Genomic DNA, 23,156 nt, shown 5'->3' on the forward strand with positions numbered 1-23,156 from the left:
GGTCAGTTCGCCTTTCTGGTGATGGCGCCCTCGATGTCACGACGCAGGAGGAAGCGCTGGAACAGCACCGCCGCCACGAACGAGATGGCGAACAGGATGACCGCCACCGCGTTGCCGTAGCCCCACAGCCGGGCGAAGAATCCGTTGTCCACCATGTACGTCGCCATGGTGGCCGATGCGCCGAGCGACCGCACCGCCGGCACCGAGGTCACCCAGATCACGTCGAAGACCTGCAGCGAACCGATCATGGACAGGAACATCCAGATCCGGATCGTCGGCCCCAGCAACGGCAGGGTCACGTGACGCTGGGTCTGCCACCAACTCGCGCCGTCGATCGCGGCGGCCTCGTTCAACTCCTGCGGCACGTTCGACAGGCCGGCGAGCAGCAGGATGATGGCGAAGCCGACGTACTTCCAGGTGAGGATGAACAGCAACGTCCAGATGACCAGGTCGAGGTCGGCGAGCCACGCCTGCACCAGACCGCCCATACCGAGCGACTGCAGGAACGCGTTGACCGTGCCGGCGTCGGAGAGCAGCAGCTTCCACATGATGCCGACGGTGACCTCGGCGAGCACGTAGGGCACGAACGCCAGCAGGCGGAACACGGTGCGCCCGCGGAAGTTGCGGTTGAGCAGCAGCGCCACGCCCAGGGCGATGGGGCCCTGGATCAGCAGCGACCCGAACACGATGATGCCGTTGTTGCGCAGTGCGTCAATGAAGATCGGGTCCTGGAAGGCCAGGACGTAGTTGTCGAAGCCGACAAAGTCGGTGGGCGGTCCGACGCCACGCCAGCGGAAGAGGCTGTAGTAGAAGGCGAAGCCCATCGGCACCAGCACGAACATCACGTAGACGATCACGGCTGGCGTCGTGAGGCCGATGATCTCGTACCACTTACGGCGGGTCTCGGCGGCCCGGGAAGACGGACGCCGGGCGGGCCGGGGGCCCGCCGGCGGCGCAGATGCGCCGCCGGCGAGGTCCAGGGTCGGGTTGGTGGAGGTCACTTGCGCGCGGCCGCCTTCATGGCCTCGACCACCTGCTCGGGCGTGCCGCTGCCGGCGAAGATGGCGACGATCGCGTCGTTCATCGCGTTGCCGACGGTGCTGCCGAAGGCCGTGTCCAGCCAGAGCTGCACGTACGTCGCGCTGGTGGTGGCCTCCAGGATGGACTTCAGGGCGGGATCCTTGACGCCTTCCTCAGCACCCTTGGCGACAGGCAGGCCGGTGCCGGTCTCGGCGTAACCCAGCTGCACCTCGGGACTCACGATGTACTTGAGGAACTCGACACACTCGGCCGGGGCGTTCTTGGCGCAGGCGAAACCGTCGCCACCGCCGAGGGCCGCCTTCGGGTCACCGGCGGAACCGGCGATCGCCGGCACCGGGAACCAGCCGATGAAGCGACCCAGCGCCTCCTGGTCCTCGGTGACGGTGTCCAGGCTGCCCCTGTTCCAGTCGCCCATCAGCTCCATCGCGGCCTTGCCGTTGGCCAGCAGGCCGTTGGCGCTGGTCGGGTCGTTCTGGCCCGGCGTGGCGATGAAGTTGTTCTGGAACGGCTTGGTGTCGATGAAGGCCTTCAGGTCCTGGCCGGCCTTCACGAAGCACTGGTCGTCGAAGACGGTCTCCAGCGACGCCTTCCGCAGCGTGTCGACCGAGCAGGCGCGCAGCGCGAAGTTGTACCACCAGTGCGCGGCGGGCCACTTGTCACCGGCGCCGACGGCGATCGGGACGACGTTGATCGCCTTGAGCTTGGTGACCGCGTCGTTGAGCTCGTCGAACGTGGTCGGCGGCGCCGCGATGCCCGCCTGCTGGAACAGCTCCTTGTTGTACCAGATGCCCTCGATGCCCATCCGGTACGGCAGGCCGTACTGCTTGCCGTCGACCTGCCAGATCTCGACCGCGCTGCCGATGTTGGCAGCCTCGTCCTTGACCTGCTCGGTGATGTCCTTGAGGTAGTCGGCCTCGACCTGCTCGCGGATCTCACCACCACCCCAGGCCTGGAAGATGTCCGGCGGGTCGTTGCTCAGCAGCGCGGCGGGGAGCCGGGTCCGCTGGAGCTGGTTGGTCTCGATGCCCTCGATCTCGATCGTGACCGTGGGGTGCAGCGCATTGAAGTCCTTGGCGACCTTCTCCCAGTAGGTCTTGCCCGGGCCGTCCTGGGAGGCGTTGTGCCACCAGGTCAGGGTGACCGGGTTCTTGTACAGGTCACTCTCGGGAGGCGCTTCGGATTCGCCACCGCCGGTGCAGCCGGCGGCGAGCAGTGCGGTGGTGATGGATAACGCTAGGACGGTGGTTGCGCGACGCTTTATAGCCATCGGTGTCTCCTCGACCAGTCAGTCGGGTGCTCGGCCTGACGGCGAGTTTTACAGCCCTGTAACTCAGTGTCAATCGGTGTCGATAACGTTTTCGACTCGCCTGTAACACGGGGCGGACGGCCCTCTATCATCGTCGGCGTGGTGTTCCCGCAGCGTGTGAAGATGTCGGACGTGGCCCGTACGGCCGGCGTCTCGGTGGCCACTGTATCCAAGGTTGTGAATGGTCGGTACGGCGTCGCGCAGGCGACCGTTGAGCGTGTCCAGCAGGTCATCCACCAGCTCGGATACGAGGCCAGCCTGGGGGCGCAGAGTCTGCGCAGCCACCGCACGAACGTCCTGGGCATCCTGGTAGCCGAGTTCGAGCCGTTCTCCACCGAGCTGCTCAAGGGCGCCTCGACGCAGGTCGCCGGAACCGGTTACCAACTGCTTGCCTACTCCGGTGGCGACGGTGCCGGCACCGCCGTGGGCTGGGAGCGACGGTCACTGGCCCGCCTGTCGGGAACGCTGATCGACGGGGCCGTGATCGTCACGCCCACGGTGGTGGAGACCAAGCAGGGCTTCCACGTCGTGGCCGTCGACCCGCACACCGGGCCGTCGGGCCTACCCACCGTCGACTCCGACAACTTCGCCGGCGCGGTGCTCGCGACCAACTACCTGCTCTCGCTGGGGCACCGCCGGATCGGGCACATCAGCGGACGCGCCGACCTCGAGTCGTCCCGGCTGCGGGAGGCCGGCTTCCGCCAGGCCATGGCCGACGCCGGGGTGCCGGTGGACGAGCGGCTCGTACGCGTCGGCGGCTTCCGGGTGGAGAGCGCCGCCGGCACGGCCACCGAACTGCTCATGCTCCCCGACCGGCCGACCGCGGTCTTCGCCGGAAACGACCTCTCCGCCATCTCCACCGTGGACGTCGCCCGAGGCATGGGCCTGTGCGTGCCAGACGACCTCTCGGTGATCGGCTTCGACAACATCCCGGAGTCGGCGCTGGTCAATCCGCCGCTGACGACGATCATGCAGCCGCTGCAACGGATGGGGGCCGAGGCGCTGCGCCTGCTGGTCGACCTGATCGCCGGCGTCGAACGCGACATCCACATCCGGCTCCCCACCGAGTTGGTCGTCCGCGCCTCCTGCCGTCCCCTCGCCCCGTCCGAGACCTCCGCAGCTTAGCCCTGGTGGCGGCCGGCGCTCACGAGCTACCGCGGCTCGCGGCGGCTCGGACGCGGGAAGGCCCGACACCGCATCTCACGAGCCGCAGCGGCCGATTCACCGCTGCGGCACGAGCAGCATGTCAGGAGCTGCCGGCGAGGGTGGCGGCGGTGTCGCGGTCGAGCGTCCCGTCGGCGACGACGACCCGGTAGCGGCCGTGCCGGCTGCTGCCGGCCGGGATGGTCGCGGTCCGCGCGAAGGCGAAGGCCACACACACCCCCGGGTACATGGTGGTCCGCACGAACCACCGGTCGCCAGCGCCCAGACCGGCGAAGACCAGGGTGTACGCCCCACCCTCCGGCGCCCGCCCGCGTAACGCCACCCACGGCTGGTCGCACCCGTTGACGGCCTCCTCGCCGTCCAGCGAGGGGGTGAACACCTCGGGCGGCTCGGCCGCGACCGCCCGCCAGAAGAACCCGCCGTACCCGGCACCGCCGGGACGGCCGTTGGTGGCCGGGCTACCCAGCGTGACATCCCGCCGGCTCGGCGCGGTGAGGGTGCTGTCGACATCGAGCCGCCAGGCGTTCGGATGATCGGGCATCACCGAGGCGGTGAGCCGGCGCCGCTCGGTGAGCAGCACCGTCCCGGTCGGATCGCACCAGTGCAGCAGGTGGTCGAGCCGGTCGTCGGCCCGGTGCCGCCAACCGGCGTGGATGATCCGGCCGTGGTCGGCGCGCCAGGTGTAGCCGACGTCGCGCACGTACGTCCGCCCGCCCCAGAGGTTGGTGCCGTCGACGTCCTGCACCGCCAGGGACGCCCCGAGGTGCCAGACGTGGTCGTCGGGGAGCGCGTCGGTGACCGGGGTGCCGGCCAGGGTACGCACCGGGTGCAGGTAGGGCCGCGGTCCGTGCCGGGCGTCGAGGTCGGGCGCGAGCACGTAGCGGGCGACCGGAATACCGCCGACCAGCAGGTCCGCCTCGGCATCGGCGGCGGCGGTCACGACAGCTCCGCCCGGACGACCGGCCGGCGGCGGGCGACGGCGTGCACGGCGGCCAGCAGGTACCCCGCGAGGATCGGCACCGCGACCGGGGTGACCAGCACGCCGAGCAGCGTCGCGACCACGGTGGTGCCGGCCAGCCCGGCCCACTGCCCGGGATGGTCGAGGCAGACCCGGGCGGCCCGGATGGCCGCCGACCGCCATCCGATGCCACCTGTCCGGCCCACCTCGACCACGATCGCGGCGGCGTACCCGAGCAGTCCCGCCGCGACGACGGTGGTGAGACTCAACGCTACCGCCCCGCCCGGCACCCGACCGGTGGCCAACGCGGCCAGGTCGGCGGCGAGCAGGCCCACGGCAGCGAGCCCGATCAGGGCCACCGGCAGGCCCGGCAGCAGGCCGCGACCGAAGCGGGACACGGTACGCCGCGCCGTCGGCCAGCTACCGGTGGTGAGCCAGTCGTGCACGGCCGCGCTGGCGGTGCCGACCGCGGCGCCGGCGGTCAGCACCGGCGCCGCGGCGAGCACGGTCAGGATGCCCAGCAACGCCAGGTCGGCAGCGTCTCGGACGGTGTCCCGCCAGTCCCGACCCGGCGCTCGCCGCTCCAGGCGGGCGTCAGCCCTTGATTCCACTGGTGTTGATCCCCTCGACGAGCATTCGTTGGAAGGCGACGAAGAACACGAAGACCGGCAGCAGGGACAGCACCGACATGGCGAACATCGGTCCGACCGCGCTCTGGCTGGTCGAGTCGATGAACAGGGTCAACGCCACCGGGACGGTGTAGTCGCTCAGGCTGGACAGGAAGACCAGTTGCCGGAAGAAGTCGTTCCAGGTCCAGATGAACGAGAAGATCGCGGTGGTGACCAGGGCGGGACGGCTCAGCGGCAGGATGACGTGCCGGAAGATGCCGAACGCGTTGGCGCCGTCGATCCGCGCCGCCTCGTCCAGTTCGCGCGGGATGCCCCGCATGAACTGCACCATGAGGAAGACGAAGAACGCCTCCGTGGCGAGGAACTGCGGGATAAGCAGCGGCAGGTAGGGCCAGTCGCCGCCGACCAGGCCGAGGCTGCGGAAGAGGATGTACTGCGGCACGATCAGCACGTGGCCCGGCAGCAGCAGCGTGCCGATCATGACGGCGAACCACATCCCGCGCAGCCGGAACCTCAACCGGGCGAAGGCGTACGCGGCCAGCAGGCAGCTCACCGCGTTGCCGACCACGGTGAGCAGGCTGACCATCGCGCTGTTGAAGAAGAACCGGCCGAAGCTGACGTCGAAGTTGCCCCACCCGTTGGTGTAGTTGCCCGGGGTGAACCGCTCCGGCAGCAGGCCGATGTTGTTGACGATCTCCTCCTGCGACTTGAAGGAGGTGCCGATCATCCAGATCAGCGGATAGAGCACGACCGCGACGATGGCCAGCAGCACGATCAGCCGCAGCCAGGAGCGGCTGCGCGGGCGTTGCGGACGGGTCGCCACGGGCGGGGCCACGGTGGTCGCCACCATCAGCGGTCCTCTCCGTCGGAGTAGTGCACCCAGAACCGGCCGGTGCTGAAGAAGATGGCCGTGATGATCGCGATGGCGATCAGGAACACCCACGCCATCGCGGAGGCGTAGCCCATCTCCAGGTCGGTGAAGCCGGTGATGTAGAGGTTGAGCGTGTACATCAGGGTCGAGTCGACCGGCCCGCCGGTGCCGTTGCTGAGCACGAAGGCGGCGGTGAACCCCTGGAAGCCGTTGATGGTCTCCAGCACCAGGTTGAAGAAGATCACCGGGGAGAGCATCGGCAGGGTCACGTTGACGAACTGCCGGAACTTGCCGGCCCCGTCGACCGAGGCGGCCTCGTACAGCTCGGTCGGCACCTGCTTGAGCCCGGCCAGGAAGATCACCATCGGTGCGCCGAACTGCCAGATGGCCAGCACCATCAGCGTCTCCAGCGCCCAGTCCGGGTCGTTGACCCAGGGCTTGCCCTCGATGCCGAACAGGGCGAGGAAGGAGTTGAACGCCCCGTCCCGGTTGAACATGTTCACCCAGACGATGGCCAGCGCCACGCTGCCGCCGAGCAGCGACGGCAGATAGAACAGGCCACGGAACAACCCGACGCCGCGCCAGGCCCGGTTGAGCAGCAGGGCCACCCCGAGCGCCGCGGCCAGTTTCAGCGGTACCGCGATCAGGGCGAAGCTGAGGGTCACCCGTACCGAGTGCCACCACGACGGATCGCTGGTGAACATGCGTTCGTAGTTGGCCAGCCCCACCCACTGCACCTCGGAGAACGGGGTGAGGATGTCGTAGTTGGTGAAGCTCAGGTAGAGCGACAACAGCATGGGTATCGCCGTGATGCCCATCAGACCGATGAGCCAGGGCGACAGAAAGACGTAGCCGGCCAGACCTTCCCCGTGCCGGATCCGTCCGGTCCCGCGCCGAGTGGCGTCGGGCCGGACGGATCCGGTGCCGCGGCGGGTCGGGTCGGGCGCCGTGGTCAATGCCACGAACTGCTCCTCTCCGGGTACTGCGGCGGGTCAGGAGGCGATTGCCGCCTTGCATGCCTCGACGAACTGGGCGGCGGCCTCGGCGGGAGTGGCCCGGCCGTACTGGGCGTTCTCGGCGGACTTGATCAGCTCGGCGCGTACCTTGCTGTGGCCCTTGATCGGCACCTGGGGCGACTCGCCGAACGACTCGGCCAGCTCGGTCTCGACCGCGATGGACTGCTTCATCGCCTCGTCGGTGGTGTCGTCGCTGACCACCCGGCGCAGGTCCAGGTTGGACGGCAGACCCCGGTCGGTGCCGAGCAGCTTGACCGCCTCCGGGTCGTTGACCAGGAAGTTGATCACATCGACCGCGATGTCCGCGTTCTTGGTGCCCCGGAAGACCGACCAGTACATCGAGGCGCGGGCCCACTGACCGCTGGGGTCACCCGGGTAGGCGATGACACCCAACTCGTCGGTGGTGTTCTTCTTCAGCTCCGGCATCTGGTTGACCCAGACCCAGCTGGTGGCGGCCTTGCCGGTGACCACGAGCTGCTTGGTGATGTCGGTGGCGTTGCCCTCGTGGATCACGTCCGGGGTGGGGGTCGCGCCCCGGTCGCGGGCGTCCTTCCACAGCTCGAACCACCTGGTCACGTCCTCGACGGTGAAGCCGAGGTCGTTGCCCTTGTACAGGTCCTTGCCCTGCTGGCGCAGCCACACCCAGAAAGCCTTGTCAACGGCGCTCGCGTCCATGGTGCCGGGCACGCCGGTCTTCTTGCTGACCTCCTCGGCCCAGGCGATGTGCTCCTCCCAGCTCATCCCGGTGGTCGGCTCGGGCAGCCCGTTCTTGGTCAGCAGCGTCTTGTTGTAGACCAGGCCCTGGGTGTTCTCCCCGGAGGCCAGGCCGGCGAGCTGGCCGTCGACGACGCCGTACTGCCAGAGGCTCTGGGGGAACTTGGAGGTGTCGACCTTGCCGGACTCCTGGTGGGGGGTCAGGTCCAGGGTCGTGTTGCGAGCGGCGTACTCGGTCAGGTAGTTGTCGTCGATCTGGAAGATGTCCGGCGGGTTGCCACCGGCGGTCAGCGTGGCCAGCTTGTCGAAGTAGCCCTGGTTGGCCTGCCAGGTCTTCTCGAAGACGACGTCGGGGTTCTTCTGCGTGTAGAGATCCAGCGCCTGCTCGGTGAGCTGGGCCCGGGCCTCACCGCCCCACCAGAAGACGGAAATCTTGGTCTTGCCGTCGGAGGCGGCGTCATCGCCGCAGGCCGCGGCCGCGCCGACCAGCGGCAGGGCCACGACCGCGGCGAGCAGGCCGCGCAGCAACCGGCGGCGGACCAGGGGGGTACGGTAGGTGCGCCCGTCGGGCGCGTTGACGGTGGGGTGCGTTGCGGGGTGCATGTGCGCTCAACTCCTTGGCGTTAGGAGGCGACGACGTCACCGGCGGCCACGATCGGGTCGCCCGGGTCCGCACGGCGATGCGGGCCCGGGCCTGCGGCAGCGGCACCGGGACGTTCCCGGCCGGCATAGGGGCCCGGCGCGGTGGAGTCGCGGATGACCAACTCGGTCTGGAGCATTACCTGTGCGGTGGTGCGACGGACGCCGACAGCCACGGCGGCACCGCCCCCGCGCCCGGAGCGCGGGAAGTCGGTGTCCTGTTGCAGCAACATGTCGACGGCCGTCCGGCCGGCGGCCGCGGTCGGCGTGGCCACCGTCGTCAGCTTGGGGCGGGTGAGCCGGCTCAGGGAGATGTCGTCGACGCCGACGACACTGATCTCCTGCGGTACCCGGACCCCGAGTGCGTCGAGCCCCTCGAGCAGGCCGATCGCCATCAGGTCGTTGTAGGCGAGCACGGCGGTGACGCCGGCCCGGCGGACCTGCTCCGCCTGGGCGAGACCGCCGGCCTCGGTGGGCGGGTTGGGGCCGAGCACGGTCAGGTCTGCGCCCGCCGCCCGCGCGGCGACGCCGGCTGCCCGGCGCAGTTCCCGGCTGGTCCAGGAGCCGCGCGGGCCGGCGAGCAGCGCGATCTCGCGATGCCCCAACCCGGCGAGGTGCTCGATGGCGCAGCGGGCGCCCTGCCCGACGTCCATCAGGACGCACGGCAGGCCGGCCAGTTGGCGGTTGACCACCACCAGTGGCACCTCCCGGCTGAGCTGCTCGATCAGGCTGTTGCTCATCCGGGGGCTGCACAGCAGCACCCCGTCGACCTGCTTGGCCAGGGCGTGGACCAGCTCCTCCTCGGCGGCGGCGTCCTCGTTCGTGTCGGCGACGAAGACGTGGTAGTCGCGGTGGCGAGCCTGGCTCTCCGCCGCCTTGATCAGGGGCGGGAAGAACGGGTTGGCGATGTCGGCGATGATCAGACCGATGTTGTGGGTGCGACCCGTGATGAGTGCGCGGGCGGCGCGGTTCGGCCGGTAGCCCAGATCCTCGGCACACGCCAGCACCCGTACCCGGGTCTCCGGGTTGACCAGATGGGGCGCGGAGAAGGTGCGGGAGACGGTGGAGATGTGCACTCCGGAGGCCCGCGCGACATCCCGGATGGTGACTGGCATTCAGGCCTCCCTCAGCAATGTGTCGGCGGTCACGGGTGCCGCCAATTAATGCAAACGGTTGCTCCAGTGTCAACGGCGGATGGTTACAGCTGTGTTGCGGAGGCGCTCCCACCATGCACTCTAACTACCACTTGCTGGGGCAAAAGCCGCCGATTTGCGGCGCTCCGTTGACTCTGCCGGATCGACCGTGGTTACTTCAGTGCAAAGGTTTGCATAAAGATCGAGGAGGGTCGGTCTGTGTCACCGCAACCCGGCAAGCGAGTCCGGCACGCCGTGGTCGGCACCGGCGCCCGCGCCGAGATGTTCGTCCGGGCGCTGGTCCACGACCACGCGGACACCGCCGAGCTGGTCGCGTTCGCCGACCTCAACCAGGCCCGGATGGACGCCCACAACCGGTGGCTCGGCGAGTTGGGCCACCCGCCCGTGCCGACGTACCACGCCGGTGACTTCACCGCGATGCTGACCAAGGAGCGGGTCGACGTCGTGCTGGTGACCTCGGTCGACGTCACCCACGACCAGTACGTGGTGGCCGCCCTGGAAGCGGGCTGCGACGTGGTCACCGAGAAGCCGATGACCACCGACGCGCCGCGCTGCCAGCGCATCCTCGACGCGGTACGGCGTACCGGCCGGCGGGTGACCGTCGCCTTCAACTACCGCTACAACCCCCTGCACGAACAGCTTCGGCGGCTGCTCGCCGAGGGCGCGGTCGGCGAGATCGGCTCGGTGCACTTCGAGTGGCTGCTCGACGTGCGGCACGGCGCCGACTACTTCCGCCGCTGGCACCGTGACAAGGCCAGCTCCGGCGGCCTGATGGTGCACAAGGCCAGTCACCACTTCGACCTGGTCAACTGGTGGCTGGACGCCACACCGGTGCAGGTGTACGCCGCCGGCCGGCTGTTCTTCTACGGCGAACACGGCCGCCGGCACGGCTACGCCCGCGACTACGACCGCGCCCACGGTTGCCCCGCCGCCGCCGACGACCCGTTCGCGTTGCGGCTGGCCGAGCACCCCCGGTTGCGTGAGCTGTACCTCGACGCCGAGAACGAGGACGGCTACCACCGCGACCGCAACGTCTTCGCCCCCGGCGTGAGCATCGAGGACGACATGGCGGTGCTGGCCACCTACTCCACCGGCGCGACCATGACCTACCACCTCACCGCGTACGCGCCCTGGGAGGGTTACCGGGTGATGGTCAACGGCAGCCGTGGCCGGCTGGAGCTGGAAGTCACCGAGAGCGAGTTCGTCAGCCCGGCCGCGGCGGGTGCACTCAAGGGCGCCGCGCTGCACGGCACGGAGGCCGCCGCCGAGGGTGGCGGGGCCACGCTGACCCTGCGCCCCTTCTGGTCCCCGCCGCAGCTCATCGAGGTCGACGGCTACAGCCGGCACGGCCACGGCGGCGCCGACGCGCGGATGACCCAGGTGCTGTTCGGCGGCGTACCCGATCCGCTGCACCGCGCCGCGAGCGCCCGTGACGGCGCACTGGCCCTGCTCACCGGCCTGGCCGCCAACCGGTCCTTCGACACCGGCGCCCCCGTGCGGGTCGCCGACCTGCTCACCCTCGACTGATCTCGACCACAGGAGCCGCACCCCGTGCCCACCTCGACCCGACCCGACCTGCTCCTCCCCGCCGAGCCCGGCCAACGCGCGCTGGCCCGGGAGCTGTACGCGCTGGTGGCGCGGTTGCCCATCATCTCCCCGCACGGGCACGTCGACCCGGCGCTGCTGGCCGAGGACCAACCGTTCCCCGACCCGTCCCAGCTGCTCATCGTGCCCGACCACTACGTCACCCGGATGCTGTTCAGCCAGGGCGTACTCCCGGCCGAGCTGGGGGTGCCCACCCGCGACGGCACTGCGGTGGAGACCGACGGGCGACGGATCTGGCGGCGCTTCGCCGAGCACTGGCACCTGTTCCGGGGCACCCCCTCCCGGCTGTGGCTGGAGCAGACCCTCACCGGGGTATTCGACGTCGAGACGCGGCTGACGCCGCGGACCGCCGACGAGGTGTACGACGCCCTGTCGGCCAAGCTCGCCGAGCCCGACTTCCGGCCCCGGTCGCTGTTCGAACGGTTCAACATCGAGGTGCTCGCCACCACCGAGTCGCCGCTGGACGATCTGGGACGCCACGCGAAGCTCGCCGCCGACGGCTGGGGCGGCCCGGGCGGGCGGGTGGTCACCACCTTCCGCCCGGACAACGTGGTGGACCTCGACTTCGACGACTGGTCGGCCAACGTCGACCGGCTCGGCGAGATCGCCGGGGAGGACACCGGCACGTACGCCGGCTACCTGGCCGCGCTGCGCTCGCGCCGGGCCGCGTTCATCGCCGCCGGCGCCACCTCCTCCGACCACGGCCACCCCACGGCCCGCACCCTCGACCTCGGCGCCGACGCCGTCACCCTCTTCGACCGGGCTCGCCGGGGCGCGGCGCAGCCGGGCGACGCGGAGGCGTTCCGGGCGCACATGCTGCTGGAGTTCGCCCGGATGTCGCTCGACGACGGCCTGGTCATGCAGCTGCACCCCGGCGCGGTACGCAACCACAACCGGTGGCTGCACGCCCGGCACGGCCGTGACGTCGGCGGCGACATCCCGCAGGTCACCGAGTACGTGCACGCGCTGGCTCCGCTGCTGGACGCCTACGGCAACGATCCCCGGCTGCGGGTGGTGCTCTACACCCTCGACGAGGACACCTTCACCCGGGAGCTGGCGCCGCTGGCCGGCGGGTACGCCGCCCTGCTGCTCGGCGCGCCCTGGTGGTTCCTGGACTCCCCCGAGGTGCTGCGCCGGTTCCGCGAGACGGTCACCGAGACCGCCGGCTTCTACAACACCGCCGGGTTCGTCGACGACACCCGCGCGTTCTGCTCCATCCCGGTCCGCCACGACGTGGCGCGCCGCATCGACGCCGGCTTCCTGGCCCGGCTGGTCGCCGAGCACCGGCTGGGAATGGACGAAGCCGCCGAGACCATCGTGGACCTGGCGTACCGGCTGCCGAAGCAGGTCTTCAAGTTCGGGGAGAGCTCATGACCACCATCACCGACGTGACCGTGCACGACGTGCGGTTCCCCACCGCCGCCAGCGGCGACGGCTCCGACGCGATCAACCGCGGCGACTACTCGGCCACCTACGTCGAGCTGAGCACCGACGACGGGCCGACCGGCGCCGGGTTCACCTTCACCAACGGCCGCGGCAACGAGATCACCTGTGCCGCGGTACGCGCCCTGCGGCACCACGTGGTCGGCCGTACGGTGCAGGAGATCGCCGCCGAGCCGGTGGCCTTCTGGCGCTCGCTCGTCGCAGACGTGCAGCTGCGCTGGCTGGGCCCGGAGAAGGGGGTCATCCACATGGCGACCGGCGCGCTGGTCAACGCGGTGTGGGACCTGCGGGCCAAGCTCGCCGGCAAGCCGATGTGGCGCTACCTCGCCGAGCTGCCCACCGACGAGCTGGTGGCCAACGTGGACTTCCGGCACATCACCGACGCGCTCACCGCCGACGAGGCGGCAGCGATCCTGGACAAGGGGCGCGACGGGCTGGCCGATCGGCTGGCGCTGCTGGAGCGCGACGGCTTCCCCTCGTACACCACCTCGGTGGGTTGGCTCGGCTACCCCGACGACAAGGTGCGGGCGTTGACCCGGGCCGCGTACGCCCAGGGGTGGCGGGCGATGAAGATGAAGGTCGGTGGCCCGCCCGCCGACGACCTGCGTCGCGCCCGGATCATCCGGGCGGAGATCGGCCCGGGCGCGCTGCTGATGATGGACGCCAACCAGGTGTGGGACGTCGACGAGGCGATCACCAACATGACCGCCCTCGCCGAGGTCGACCCGTACTGGATCGAGGAGCCGACGCACGCCGACGACATCCTCGGCCACGCCCGCATCGCCCGCGCGGTGTCCGAGCTGACCGGCGGACGGTGCCGGGTCGCCACCGGCGAGGTGGCCGCCAACAAGGTCATCTTCAAGCAACTGCTGCAGGCCGAGGCGATCGGCGTCATGCAGATCGACGCCTGCCGGGTCGCCGGGGTCAACGAGGTCCTCGCGGAGATCCTGATGGCCGCGAAGTTCGGCGTGCCGATCTGCCCGCACGCCGGCGGCGTCGGCCTCTGCGAGTACGTGCAGCACCTGGCGATCTTCGACTACCTGCGGGTCGGCACCAGCCTAGAGGGGCGGATGGTGGAGTACGTCGACCACCTGCACGAGCACTTCGTCGACCCGGTGCGTACCCGCGACGGACGCTATCTACTACCGACGGCACCGGGCTACAGCGCCACCATGCACCCGGAGTCGATCGCGACCTTCCGCTTCCCGGACGGCCCGGCGTGGCGGTGACCGTGGGCGCGTCCCGGCTCGACCTGGGCGCGGTGCGTCGGCTACCCGCCGGTGCCCGCCCCCTGGTCCGCCCGGGCACCGTGCCCGCCGGCGTGGTGCACCTGGGGCTCGGCGCCTTCCACCGCGCCCATCAGGCGGTCTACACCGAGCAGGCGATCGCTCTGGCCGGCGGCGACTGGGGCATCGTCGGGGTCGCCCCGCGCAACGCCGAGCTGGTGCGGACCCTCACCGCGCAGGACAACCTGTTCAGCGTCAGCACGCTCTCCGCTGCCGACCGGCGCACCCAGGTGATCGGGGCACTGGCCGGGGTGCGGCTGGCCGCCGCAGACCCGCAGGCGGTGGTGGCGCTGCTGGCCGACCCGGCGATCCGGGTCGTCACCCTGACCGTCACCGAGAAGGCGTACCAGCTCGACCCGGCCGCCGGCACGCTGCGTCCCGACCCCGATCTGGTCGCCGACCTGACCACCGGCCGGGCCCCGGCCACCGTGCCAGGGCTGCTGGTCCGTGGACTGCTGGCCCGGTCCGCCGCCGATGCCGGGCCGATCGCCCTGGTCAGCTGCGACAACCTGCCCGCCAACGGCCGCCGGCTGCGCGGTCTGGTCACCCAGTCCCTGGCGTACGCGGGCGCGCCGCAGCCGGCGGTCGACTGGGTCGCCACGCAGGTCGGCTTCCCCGGCACCATGGTGGACCGGATCGTTCCGGCCAGCACCACGGAGACCCTGGCGGCGGCCCACCGGGCACTCGGCGTCCAGGACCTCGCGGCGGTGGCGGCCGAGCCGTACAGCCAGTGGGTCATCGAGGACGACTTTCCCGCCGGGCGGCCGGCCTGGGAGCGGGCCGGGGCGGTGCTCTGCGCCGACGCGGGCCCGTGGGAGCGGTTGAAGCTGCGGGCCCTCAACGGCGTGCACTCGGCCACCGCGTACCTCGGTGCCCTGGCCGGCTGCGAGACCATCGCCGACGCGCTCACGCTGCCGCATCTGGCCACCGTGCTGCGCCGGCTGATCGCCGAGGACGTGGCGGTCAGCTTCGTGCCACCCGACGGTGTCGATGTGGTCGGCTACGGCGAGCAGGTGCTGGAGCGCTTCGGCAACCCGGCGATCCGGCACCGCACCCTGCAGGTGGCGATGGACGGGTCGCAGAAGCTGCCGCAACGGATCCTGCACACCATCGCCGACCTGCGGGCGGCCGGCCGGCCGGCCCGCTGGGCCGCGCTGGTCGTCGCCGCCTGGATCCGGTTCGCCCAGGGCACCGGCGACGACGGCCGGTCGCTGCCGCTGGACGACCCGCTGGCCGAACGGATCAGGGCGGCGCTCGCCGCCGCGCCGCAGACCCCCGCCGGTGCGGTCGACGCGGTGCTCGCCCTCGACGAGGTCGTCCCGCCCGAGGTGGCCGCCGACGCCGAGGTTCGCGCCGACGTGGTCGCCTGGCTCACCGACCTGCACCGCCACGGTGTGCCCGCCACCCTCGCCGGTGCGGCATGACGGTAAGGAAGGGCACCCTGTTAACGCCTGCGGTAGAGGAAGGGACCCCGCTTAACGTTCCGCGCGTCGCGCTGGTCGGGGCGAACGGGCACGGGCGGTGGCACCGTCGGGTGATCGGCCCGCTGCACGACGCGGGCCGGGTACGCCTGGTCGCGCTGGTGGACACCCGCCCGATCGAGCCCGAGCCGGCGGCGCCGGTGCCGCCCGACACGCGGGTGTTCACCGACCACCGGGCGATGCTCGGCGAGGTCGCGCCGGACGTGGTGGTCATCTGCACCCCGCCGCACACACACCTGTCGATCGCCCGGGACGCGGTCACCGCCGGTGCCGACGTGCTGTTGGAGAAGCCGCCGGTGTTGTCCACCGCCGAGCACGAGGAGTTGGCCGGGGCGCTGGCCACCACCGGTCGGGTGGCGCAGGTCGGATTCCAGGCACTCGGCTCGGCGGCGCTGACCGCGCTGACCGACGCGGTGGCCGCAGGCCGGGTGGGCGCGGTACGCGGCATCGCCACGGTGGCGGCGTGGCAGCGTCCGGACGCCTACTACTCCCGGGCGCCCTGGGCCGGGCGGCGTCTGCTGGACGGCCGACCGGTGCTCGACGGGGCGCTGGCCAACCCTCTCGCGCACGCGGTGATGCAGTGCCTGGCGGTCGCCGAGGCCGTTGCCGGCGGGCCGGTGGAGCCGGCGACGATCGAGGTGGAGCGGTACCGGGTGCGGCCGATCGAGGTCGACGACACCGCTGTGCTGCGGGTGCGGCCATGCCAGGGCCCGCCGATCGTGGCGGCGGTGACGCTCGCCGGCGAGGACTTCGTCGCCGGGGAGGTGCTGGTCGCGGGCGACGCCGGGCAGGCCGTGCTGGAGTACCCGACCGACCGGCTGCTGCTGCCCGGAGAGGCGGCCGCGAGCGAGGTGCCCGGCCGGTGCGGGCTGCTGGAGAATCTGCTCGCCCACCGGGCGGATCCCCGGGTACCGCTGATCGTGCCGCTGGCCCGGACCGCACCGTTCACCGCCGTGCTGACCGCCCTGCGGTCGGCACCCGAGCCGACGCTGCTCGGCGACGAACTGCTCGACGCCGTCGGTGCCGGCCCGCAGCGGGTGCTGCGGATATCGGGCGTCAACGAGGTACTGCGTCGGGCCGTGCGGCAGGGCGCGCTGCCGTCGGAGCTCGGGGTGCCGTGGGCGGTTGCCCCCTGGCGGATCGACCTGACCAAGCCAGAATAGGAGGCGTCACCGCAACGGACTGCAAATCCCCGATCCGTCCAGGATCGCGGCCAACGCGATGACCAGCGGTTTCCCGACCGGCACAGGTCGGGACGATGCCACCCGAAAGCATTTACTGCAACAAATCTGCACATCATTAATATTGACCCCCATAAAAACACAACCGTAACCTTCGTCATTAATAAGAAACAACGACGAAGGAACGGGACGAGCCGATGCGCAAAATCGCCGCCGGCGCGGCATTGATCACTCTCACCCTGACCGTCGCCCCCGCCCCGGCGGCGGCAGATCCACCGACCGGCCACGGCGGGGCGGTCGCCCTGTCGGCGACCCGCCCCGCGCCCGGTGGCGCAGCCCTGTCACCGGTGGCCCGCCAGCTCGGCCGACAGACGCTGCCGGCCGGCGACGGCTGGGCCGCCGCCGGGCCCGGCACCACCGGCGGCGCCACCGCCGCCGCCGACCAGATCCACGTGGTCAGCAGCCGCACCGAGCTGGTCACCGCCCTCGGCGGCGACAACGCGAGCAACGCCGGCAACACCACCCCGAAGATCGTGTACGTCAAGGGCACCATCGACGGCTTCGAGGACGCCGACGGCCGGCTGCTCGACTGCACCGACCTGGCCGACCCCGAGTACTCGCTGGCGGCGTACCTGGCCGCGTACGACCCGGCGGTGTGGGGTCGGGTCGCGCCGAGCGGGCCGGTGGAGCAGGCCCGGGTCCGGTCGGTGACCAACCAGACCCGGCAGACCCAGATCAACGTCGGCCCGAACACCACCATCATCGGGCTGCGCGGAGCCCGACTGACCGGCCTCACCCTGATGATCGACCGGGCGCCGAACGTCATCGTCCGCAACATCACCTTCGACGACGCCCGGGACTGCTTCCCCGCCTGGTCCCCCACCGACGGCGAGGCCGGCAACTGGAACTCCCAGTACGACCAGGTGTCGGTACGTCGCAGCGAAAACGTCTGGATCGACCACAACACGTTCACCGACGGCGACAACCCCGACAGCGCCCAGCCGATCCACTTCGGACGCCCGTACCAGGTGCACGACGGCTCGCTGGACATCACACACACCGCCAGCCTGGTCACCGCCTCCTGGAACCGGTTCGTCGGGCGGGACAAGCTGATGCTGATCGGCTCCTCCAACACCGTCGGCCCCGACGTCGGCCGACTCAACGTCACCCTGCACCACAACCTGTTCGACCGGGTGCTCCAGCGGCTGCCCCGGGTCCGCTTCGGCCAGGTGGACCTCTACAACAACGCCTACCGGCTGGACGGCGAGGGCTTCGAGTACGCCATCGGCGTCGGTGTGCAGTCCGCCGTGTACGCGGAGAACAACCACTTCACCCTCGGCACCGGCGTCACCGCCGCCGACCTGCTCTACGACTGGAGCGGCACCGCGATCACCACCCGGGGCAACTGGGTCAAGCCGGCCGGCGGGCTGCCCCGCCCGGTCGACCTGGTGGCCGCGTACAACGCCGCACACGAGCCCGAGCTGAGTCCGGACGCCGGCTGGACGCCGACGCTGCGGCACGGCCCGGTGCTGCCGGCCCCGCTGGTGCCGCTGGTCGTCGGCCCACTCGCCGGCGCCGACCGCCTGCCGCTCTAGCCCGGCTGTTAACCGGGGGCCCCTGCTCTACCCCAGACGTTAAGAGGGGGCCCTTCCTTACTCCTGACGGCAAACCAGTACCACCACCAATAGCAAGGAAGGTGAGACGAGGATGAGACGACCAGTCACCCTGCGACTCCTGGCGACACTGGCCGCGACGGCCATGGGAGCCACGGTATGCGTGGCCCTGACGTCGCCCCAGGCATCGGCGGCGGTCGGCAGCGCCACCGGCTTCGCGACCCGTAACGGTGGCACCACCGGCGGGGCGGGCGGGCAGACGGTGCGGGCCACCACGGGTACCCAGATCCATGCCGCCCTCTGCAACCGGGCCAGCAGCAGCACCCCGATCATCATCCAGGTCGAGGGGACCATCAACCACGGCAACACCACCAAGGTGTCGGGTTCGAGCTGCAACACCGCCGCCGACGTGATCGAACTCAAGCAGATCAGCAACGTCACGATCCTCGGGGTCGGCAACGGGGCCGTCTTCGACCAGTTGGGCATCCACATCCGCGAGGCCAGCAACATCATCATCCAGAACGTGACGGTGCGGAACGTCAAGAAGTCGGGCTCCCCGACGTCCAACGGTGGCGACGCCATCGGCATGGAGGCCGACGTCCGCAACGTCTGGGTCGATCACGTCACCCTGGAGGCGTCGGGCGGGGAGTCCGAGGGCTTCGACGGCCTCTTCGACATGAAGGACAACACCCAGTACGTGACCCTGTCGTACAGCATCCTGCGCAACTCCGGCCGGGGCGGCCTGATCGGCTCCAGCGAGAGCGACCGATCCAACGGCTTCGTCACCTACCACCACAACCTGTACGAGAACATCGACTCCCGGACGCCCCTGCTGCGCGGCGGCGTCGCGCACATCTACAACAACCACTACGTACGGCTCAACGAGTCCGGCATCAACTCCCGGGCCGGCGCCCAGGCCAAGGTGGACAACAACTACTTCCAGAACTCCAAGGACGTGCTCGGCACCTTCTACACCGACCAGGCCGGCTACTGGCAGGTCAGCGGCAACATCTTCGACAACGTGACCTGGTCGAGCCGCAGCGGCGACAACAACCCCGCCGGCCCCAACCCGACGTCCAACACCAGCGTCAGCATCCCCTACTCGTTCAGCCTCGACTCGGCGAGCTGCGTGCCCAGCATCGTCAGCCAGACGGCCGGCGCCAACAAGGGGATCCGGACGTCGAACGGCAACTGCACCCCGCAGAGCCCGACCGCGGGCCCGACCACCCCCACCCCGGGCCCGACCACCCCCACGCCGGGCCCGACGAGCCCCACCCCGACGCCGAGCCAGCCCAGCGGAACCAACCTCAGCATCGGTGCCGGCTCCGACGGATCCAGCAAGGCCAGCGGCACGAGCTACGGCGACGTGCGGGACGGCAACATGAGCACCGCCTGGTCACCGAGCGGCTCGACCGGCTCCATCTCGATCAAGTGGGGTTCCGCCACCAGTGTCTCCCGGATCAACATCCGTGAGGCCTCCGGCGCCACCGGCAACATCCGCAACTGGCGGGTCGTCAACCACGACAACGGCGCCGTACTGACCTCCGGAACCGGGGCGGGCGTCATCACCTTCGCACCGACCTCACTGCGCAAGATCACCTTCGAGATCACCAGCTCGTCCGGCACGCCGAGGGTCGCCGAGTTCGAGACCTACGCCGGGTAGCACCTACGCCGGTCAGCGACGGTCTGCCGTCCCGACAGAACCGAAGTGACCGCGGAACCGCACCCGTGGGTGGGGCCGTCGAGGCTGACGGCCCCACCCACTGCCGTCGCCGTGCCGTCGGAGGGGGAGAAATTGGGTGGCCAGCCACCGGCCTCTGGCGCAACGATCCCGGCGTGACGTTGCACCAGAACGAGGTCCCGGTCGACGAGGAGACGATCCGGTCGCTGCTGACCGAGCAGTGCCCGCAGTGGGCTCGGCTGCCGCTGTCGCCGGCCGGCGCGGGCACCGACAACACCATGTACCGGCTGGGTGACGAGCTGCTGGTACGGCTGCCGCGTACCGCCGACAAGGCGCGGTCCCTGCACAAGGAGCAGACGTGGCTTCCCCGGCTGGCGCCCCTGCTCGGCTGCCGGATCCCGCAGCCACGGCATGCCGGCCGACCCACCGCCGCGTTCCCGCTGCCCTGGTCGGTCTACCGGTGGATCGACGGCGACGAGGTCAGCCCGGACACCGTCAGGGACTGGGCGGCGTTCGGCACCGATCTGGCCGCCGTCGTACGGGATCTGCACCGCGGCGACCTGATGGGTGCGACCCGCACGGGCGACCTGAGCTGGTACCGCGGCGGAGAGCTGCGCGCCTGCGACGAGTGGGTCAGCGGGGCACTCGCGGACTGCCGGGCCACCGTCGGCCAGGAGATCGACGTCGACACCCTGGAACGGATCTGGCGCGCGGCGCTCACCCTACCCGAGCCCAGCGCACCGCACGGGTGGCTGCACGGCGACCTCAGGCCCACCAACCTCCTGGCGCGACACGGCCGGCTGCACGCGGTCATCGACTTCGGCGCACTGTCGGTCGGCTCGCCCGACGCCGAGCACGCCCCGGTCTGGGACCTACCGCCCGCCGCCCGACACGCCTACTGGGCGGCGCTCGACCTCGACGACCAGACCTGGCACCGGGCCCGCGCCTGGGCCGTCGCGGTGGGCGCGGCCGGCATCTCCTACTACTGGCACACCTACCCCGCGTTCGTCGCCGAATGCCGGAGCCGCCTGACCGCGATCGTCGCCGACGCCGCGCGCTGAACCTCCACGATCAGCACAGGTGCCCGGTTCCGGTCGGCGCCCGGCCCACCTCGGCGGAGCACGACCAGAATTTCCGGTCTAGGAACTGCCCCACTGCCCTCGGTGGATGACCGCGCCGACGTCGCGCCGACGCGCCGCGACGGCGGGATTCTGCGGCGGCAGGTCCTCGGCGCGGTAGCCGACGCAGATGCCGCCGATCGGTGCGTACTCGTCGGGAATGCCGAACTCGGCCTTGAAGGCGGCGGTGTGCGCGGGTACGTCGACCTCGGGCTCGAAGTCATCACCCGCCGCCGGCGTGATGCCGAAGAAGCAGGCGCCGAGGCCCTCGTCGACGGCGGCGAGCAGCATCATCAGCGCGGCCATGCCGGTGTCGACGTACCAGTACGGTGCCGGCCAGCGGGCAACGGACCGATCGGTCCAGCCCTTGTCGGTCTCGGCGTACCGGGCGAGGTAGGCCGCCTGGTGCGCGAGCGGCACCACCACCAGCGGCGCGTACTGCATGGTCGGCGTCTGCGCGACCCGGGTCGGGACGAAAGGCCAGAACCTGGCCCGGTCCGCCGGCTCGGTGAGGGCCAGGAAGGCCCAGCCCTGCGAGAAGCCGGCCGACGGTGCGCGCAGCGCGCTGGCCAGGATCTTCTCGACGGTCTCGGCGCTGAGCGGCCGGTCGGCGTAGTGCCGCACCATCCGACGGCGACGGATCACCTCTGCGAACTCCATGCGATGGATCTTGCCATTCGGGCAGCGGCGGCGCGATGTCGGGCGCTACCACCGACGACCGGCGCGCTGGTGAACACCAGGCGGTCGATCGCGACGTCCTGGTCCGGAGCGTCGGCCATCCCGACGCCGACGCTCCAGACCAGCACGCCAGTCACGGTGGGCGGGGAACCAACCCGAGCACCGTCAGCGGAGCGCCGCAACGGCGTGCCGCTCGCCGAGGATCAGCGCCATGGCCTCGCGCACCAACCCGACCGCGTCGTCGCCGGCCACGAGGTGCGTCCCGGCCCGCAACTCGATCGCCAGCCCGGACGCGCCGATGCCGACGTGGAAGTCGAGACCGAGGCACGGCGAGTCCACCTGACCGGCCCAGACCGCCGGACCGTCGCCGGTCGACAACCGGGGCACCGGCGCCGGCGGCAACTCGTCGACCGGTACGACGTTGACGCTGGGCGGTACGACGGTCGCGTGCCGGCGGCCGCTGTCGAGGGCCGGCATCCGTTCGGAGAGTTCGTCGCCGTCGTAGTAGGCGTGCCGCATCGCGTGCAGCGTCGCGGACCAGGCGGCCGGCGCCACGCCGGCGAGGTCCCCCGGGTCGGTGACGGGCACGACGAGCAGCCCGCTCTGCGCCAGGGAGCTGACGCTGCGGGCGTACCCGGGCCGGTGCCGGTTGGCGATGCGCATCGTCATCGGCACGACCTCACGGTCGAGGTGCCGGGCAAGGGTGCAGGCGACTGCGGCGACCGCGACGGCGACGGCGCTGGCCTGGGTGGCGGCGCCCAACTCGGCCAGTCGCGAGGCGCCGCCGTCCACCACCACCCGGGTGAGATGCAGCTGACCACTGGGCGGCCCGGCGCCGGCACGCAGCCTGGTCAGCGACTCGCCGAGATCGTCGTCGTGGCGCAGCCAGTGTCCGAGCGCGCGTTCGGTGACCTGCACCCCGACCGTCGACTGCTCGAAGTTCGCCAACTCGACCGGCTGCCGGTCCGCTGGCGGCAGCGGCAGGCACAGCTGCCGTACGGCGGCGCGTACCGCGTCCAGCAGCTCGGCGCAGAGCAGGTCGAAGGCGTACTGGTCAGCGGCGATGTGATGGACGACGAGCAGCACGCCGAGGACTCCGGGCCGGACGGGCCCGACGGCCGCCCGCAGCGGCCACTGCGCGGCGATGTCCAGGTCGCGCCCCTGCGACCAGGTCCGGGCGTGCGCCGCGTCGTCGAACGCACCGAGCTCGTACCGGGCGTCCTCGGCCGGCCACACGGTCTGCAGCGGTACGCCGCCGGACGCCGGCACGGCGAAGGTGCTGCGCAGTACGGTGTGCCGGGTCACCAGCAGTTGCAGGGCCGCGCGCACGTCATCGGTACGGGCACCGTCGGGCAGCTCGACGAGGCGGACCAGGTGCAGGCCGGGCGACCGCTGCCCGGCCGGCAGCTGCTGCTCGTGCCAACTCCACCGCTGCCCCCAGCACAACGGGGCCTGCCGGTGGGCCCCGTCGACGAACTGCCCGCCGTCGAGCCGCGCGACCTGAGTCCGCAGACCCTGGATCCGTTCCCGCATGAGCACCTCGACCGTCACCATCTGGGAAAGATCACCGATTCGGCG

The 23,156-nt window shown here is 70.9% G+C and carries 19 protein-coding genes; 9 read left to right on the forward strand and 10 right to left on the reverse strand.

Annotated elements, in window-relative coordinates; genetic code table 11:
* Window positions 1–2: 2 nt before the first annotated feature.
* Together BMY89_RS13850 and BMY89_RS13855 are read right to left on the reverse strand one after the other, a co-directional pair.
* Window positions 3–1,001, reverse strand: coding sequence for a carbohydrate ABC transporter permease (locus BMY89_RS13850; protein ID WP_092380192.1), 999 nt, complete (start codon window positions 999–1,001; stop codon window positions 3–5).
* A complete protein-coding gene (locus tag BMY89_RS13855) occupies window positions 998–2,308 on the reverse strand; it encodes an ABC transporter substrate-binding protein (protein WP_092380194.1) in 1,311 nt (436 codons plus the stop codon). The genes BMY89_RS13850 and BMY89_RS13855 overlap by 4 nt, the downstream gene beginning before the upstream one ends.
* A gap of 138 nt (window positions 2,309–2,446) precedes the next feature.
* Here BMY89_RS13855 and BMY89_RS13860 point away from each other — a divergent pair, with 138 nt between their 5' ends.
* Window positions 2,447–3,472, forward strand: coding sequence for a LacI family DNA-binding transcriptional regulator (locus tag BMY89_RS13860; protein ID WP_092380196.1), 1,026 nt, complete (start codon window positions 2,447–2,449; stop codon window positions 3,470–3,472).
* A gap of 121 nt (window positions 3,473–3,593) precedes the next feature.
* Here BMY89_RS13860 and BMY89_RS13865 read toward each other — a convergent pair whose 3' ends face one another.
* From BMY89_RS13865 to BMY89_RS13890, 6 genes are read right to left on the reverse strand one after another with little or no spacing between them, the layout of a single operon-like run.
* Complete coding sequence (locus BMY89_RS13865) at window positions 3,594–4,451, reverse strand: DUF6807 domain-containing protein (RefSeq protein WP_092380198.1); 858 nt, start codon at window positions 4,449–4,451, stop codon at window positions 3,594–3,596.
* Window positions 4,448–5,080, reverse strand: a complete 633-nt coding sequence (locus BMY89_RS13870) for a hypothetical protein (protein ID WP_092380199.1) — start codon at window positions 5,078–5,080, stop codon at window positions 4,448–4,450. Before BMY89_RS13870 ends, BMY89_RS13865 begins: the two co-directional genes overlap by 4 nt.
* Entirely contained in the window at window positions 5,064–5,948 is an 885-nt protein-coding gene (locus BMY89_RS13875) for a carbohydrate ABC transporter permease (RefSeq protein ID WP_092380200.1), read from the reverse strand. The genes BMY89_RS13870 and BMY89_RS13875 overlap by 17 nt, the downstream gene beginning before the upstream one ends.
* Window positions 5,948–6,931, reverse strand: coding sequence for a carbohydrate ABC transporter permease (locus tag BMY89_RS13880; RefSeq protein ID WP_092380202.1), 984 nt, complete (start codon window positions 6,929–6,931; stop codon window positions 5,948–5,950). The genes BMY89_RS13875 and BMY89_RS13880 overlap by 1 nt, the downstream gene beginning before the upstream one ends.
* A 30-nt stretch (window positions 6,932–6,961) precedes the next feature.
* A complete protein-coding gene (locus BMY89_RS13885) occupies window positions 6,962–8,302 on the reverse strand; it encodes an ABC transporter substrate-binding protein (protein WP_092380203.1) in 1,341 nt (446 codons plus the stop codon).
* 20 nt (window positions 8,303–8,322) lie between these two features.
* Window positions 8,323–9,453 (reverse strand): LacI family DNA-binding transcriptional regulator, encoded by a 1,131-nt coding sequence (locus BMY89_RS13890; protein ID WP_092380204.1) that lies wholly within the window; start codon window positions 9,451–9,453, stop codon window positions 8,323–8,325.
* Window positions 9,454–9,690: 237 nt separating this feature from the next.
* Here BMY89_RS13890 and BMY89_RS13895 point away from each other — a divergent pair, with 237 nt between their 5' ends.
* The 8 genes from BMY89_RS13895 to BMY89_RS13930 all read left to right on the forward strand — a co-directional run bounded on the left by BMY89_RS13895 (window position 9,691) and on the right by BMY89_RS13930 (window position 20,843).
* Entirely contained in the window at window positions 9,691–11,019 is a 1,329-nt protein-coding gene (locus BMY89_RS13895) for a Gfo/Idh/MocA family protein (protein ID WP_092380206.1), read from the forward strand.
* A 24-nt stretch (window positions 11,020–11,043) separates the two neighbouring features.
* Window positions 11,044–12,471 (forward strand): glucuronate isomerase, encoded by a 1,428-nt coding sequence (gene uxaC, locus BMY89_RS13900; protein ID WP_092380207.1) that lies wholly within the window; start codon window positions 11,044–11,046, stop codon window positions 12,469–12,471.
* Window positions 12,468–13,769, forward strand: coding sequence for an enolase C-terminal domain-like protein (locus BMY89_RS13905; protein ID WP_092380209.1), 1,302 nt, complete (start codon window positions 12,468–12,470; stop codon window positions 13,767–13,769). The genes uxaC and BMY89_RS13905 overlap by 4 nt, the downstream gene beginning before the upstream one ends.
* Window positions 13,760–15,250 (forward strand): mannitol dehydrogenase family protein, encoded by a 1,491-nt coding sequence (locus BMY89_RS13910; protein WP_175510365.1) that lies wholly within the window; start codon window positions 13,760–13,762, stop codon window positions 15,248–15,250. Before BMY89_RS13905 ends, BMY89_RS13910 begins: the two co-directional genes overlap by 10 nt.
* Window positions 15,247–16,470: a Gfo/Idh/MocA family protein gene (locus tag BMY89_RS13915; RefSeq protein WP_092380210.1), complete on the forward strand. Its 1,224-nt coding sequence runs from the start codon at window positions 15,247–15,249 to the stop codon at window positions 16,468–16,470. The genes BMY89_RS13910 and BMY89_RS13915 overlap by 4 nt, the downstream gene beginning before the upstream one ends.
* 215 nt (window positions 16,471–16,685) lie before the next feature.
* Entirely contained in the window at window positions 16,686–18,083 is a 1,398-nt protein-coding gene (locus BMY89_RS13920; RefSeq protein WP_092380211.1) for a pectate lyase family protein, read from the forward strand.
* 112 nt (window positions 18,084–18,195) lie between these two features.
* Window positions 18,196–19,764: a pectate lyase family protein gene (locus BMY89_RS13925; RefSeq protein ID WP_092380213.1), complete on the forward strand. Its 1,569-nt coding sequence runs from the start codon at window positions 18,196–18,198 to the stop codon at window positions 19,762–19,764.
* Window positions 19,765–19,937: 173 nt separating this feature from the next.
* Window positions 19,938–20,843: an aminoglycoside phosphotransferase family protein gene (locus BMY89_RS13930; protein WP_092380215.1), complete on the forward strand. Its 906-nt coding sequence runs from the start codon at window positions 19,938–19,940 to the stop codon at window positions 20,841–20,843.
* Between the two features lie 78 nt (window positions 20,844–20,921).
* Here BMY89_RS13930 and BMY89_RS13935 read toward each other — a convergent pair whose 3' ends face one another.
* A complete protein-coding gene (locus BMY89_RS13935) occupies window positions 20,922–21,560 on the reverse strand; it encodes a nitroreductase family protein (protein ID WP_092380217.1) in 639 nt (212 codons plus the stop codon).
* A 183-nt stretch (window positions 21,561–21,743) separates the two neighbouring features.
* Window positions 21,744–23,132 (reverse strand): condensation domain-containing protein, encoded by a 1,389-nt coding sequence (locus BMY89_RS13940; RefSeq protein ID WP_092380218.1) that lies wholly within the window; start codon window positions 23,130–23,132, stop codon window positions 21,744–21,746.
* Window positions 23,133–23,156 lie beyond the last annotated feature (24 nt).

Source organism: Micromonospora phaseoli (assembly GCF_900109115.1).
In the GTDB taxonomy this organism is placed as follows: domain Bacteria; phylum Actinomycetota; class Actinomycetes; order Mycobacteriales; family Micromonosporaceae; genus Micromonospora; species Micromonospora phaseoli.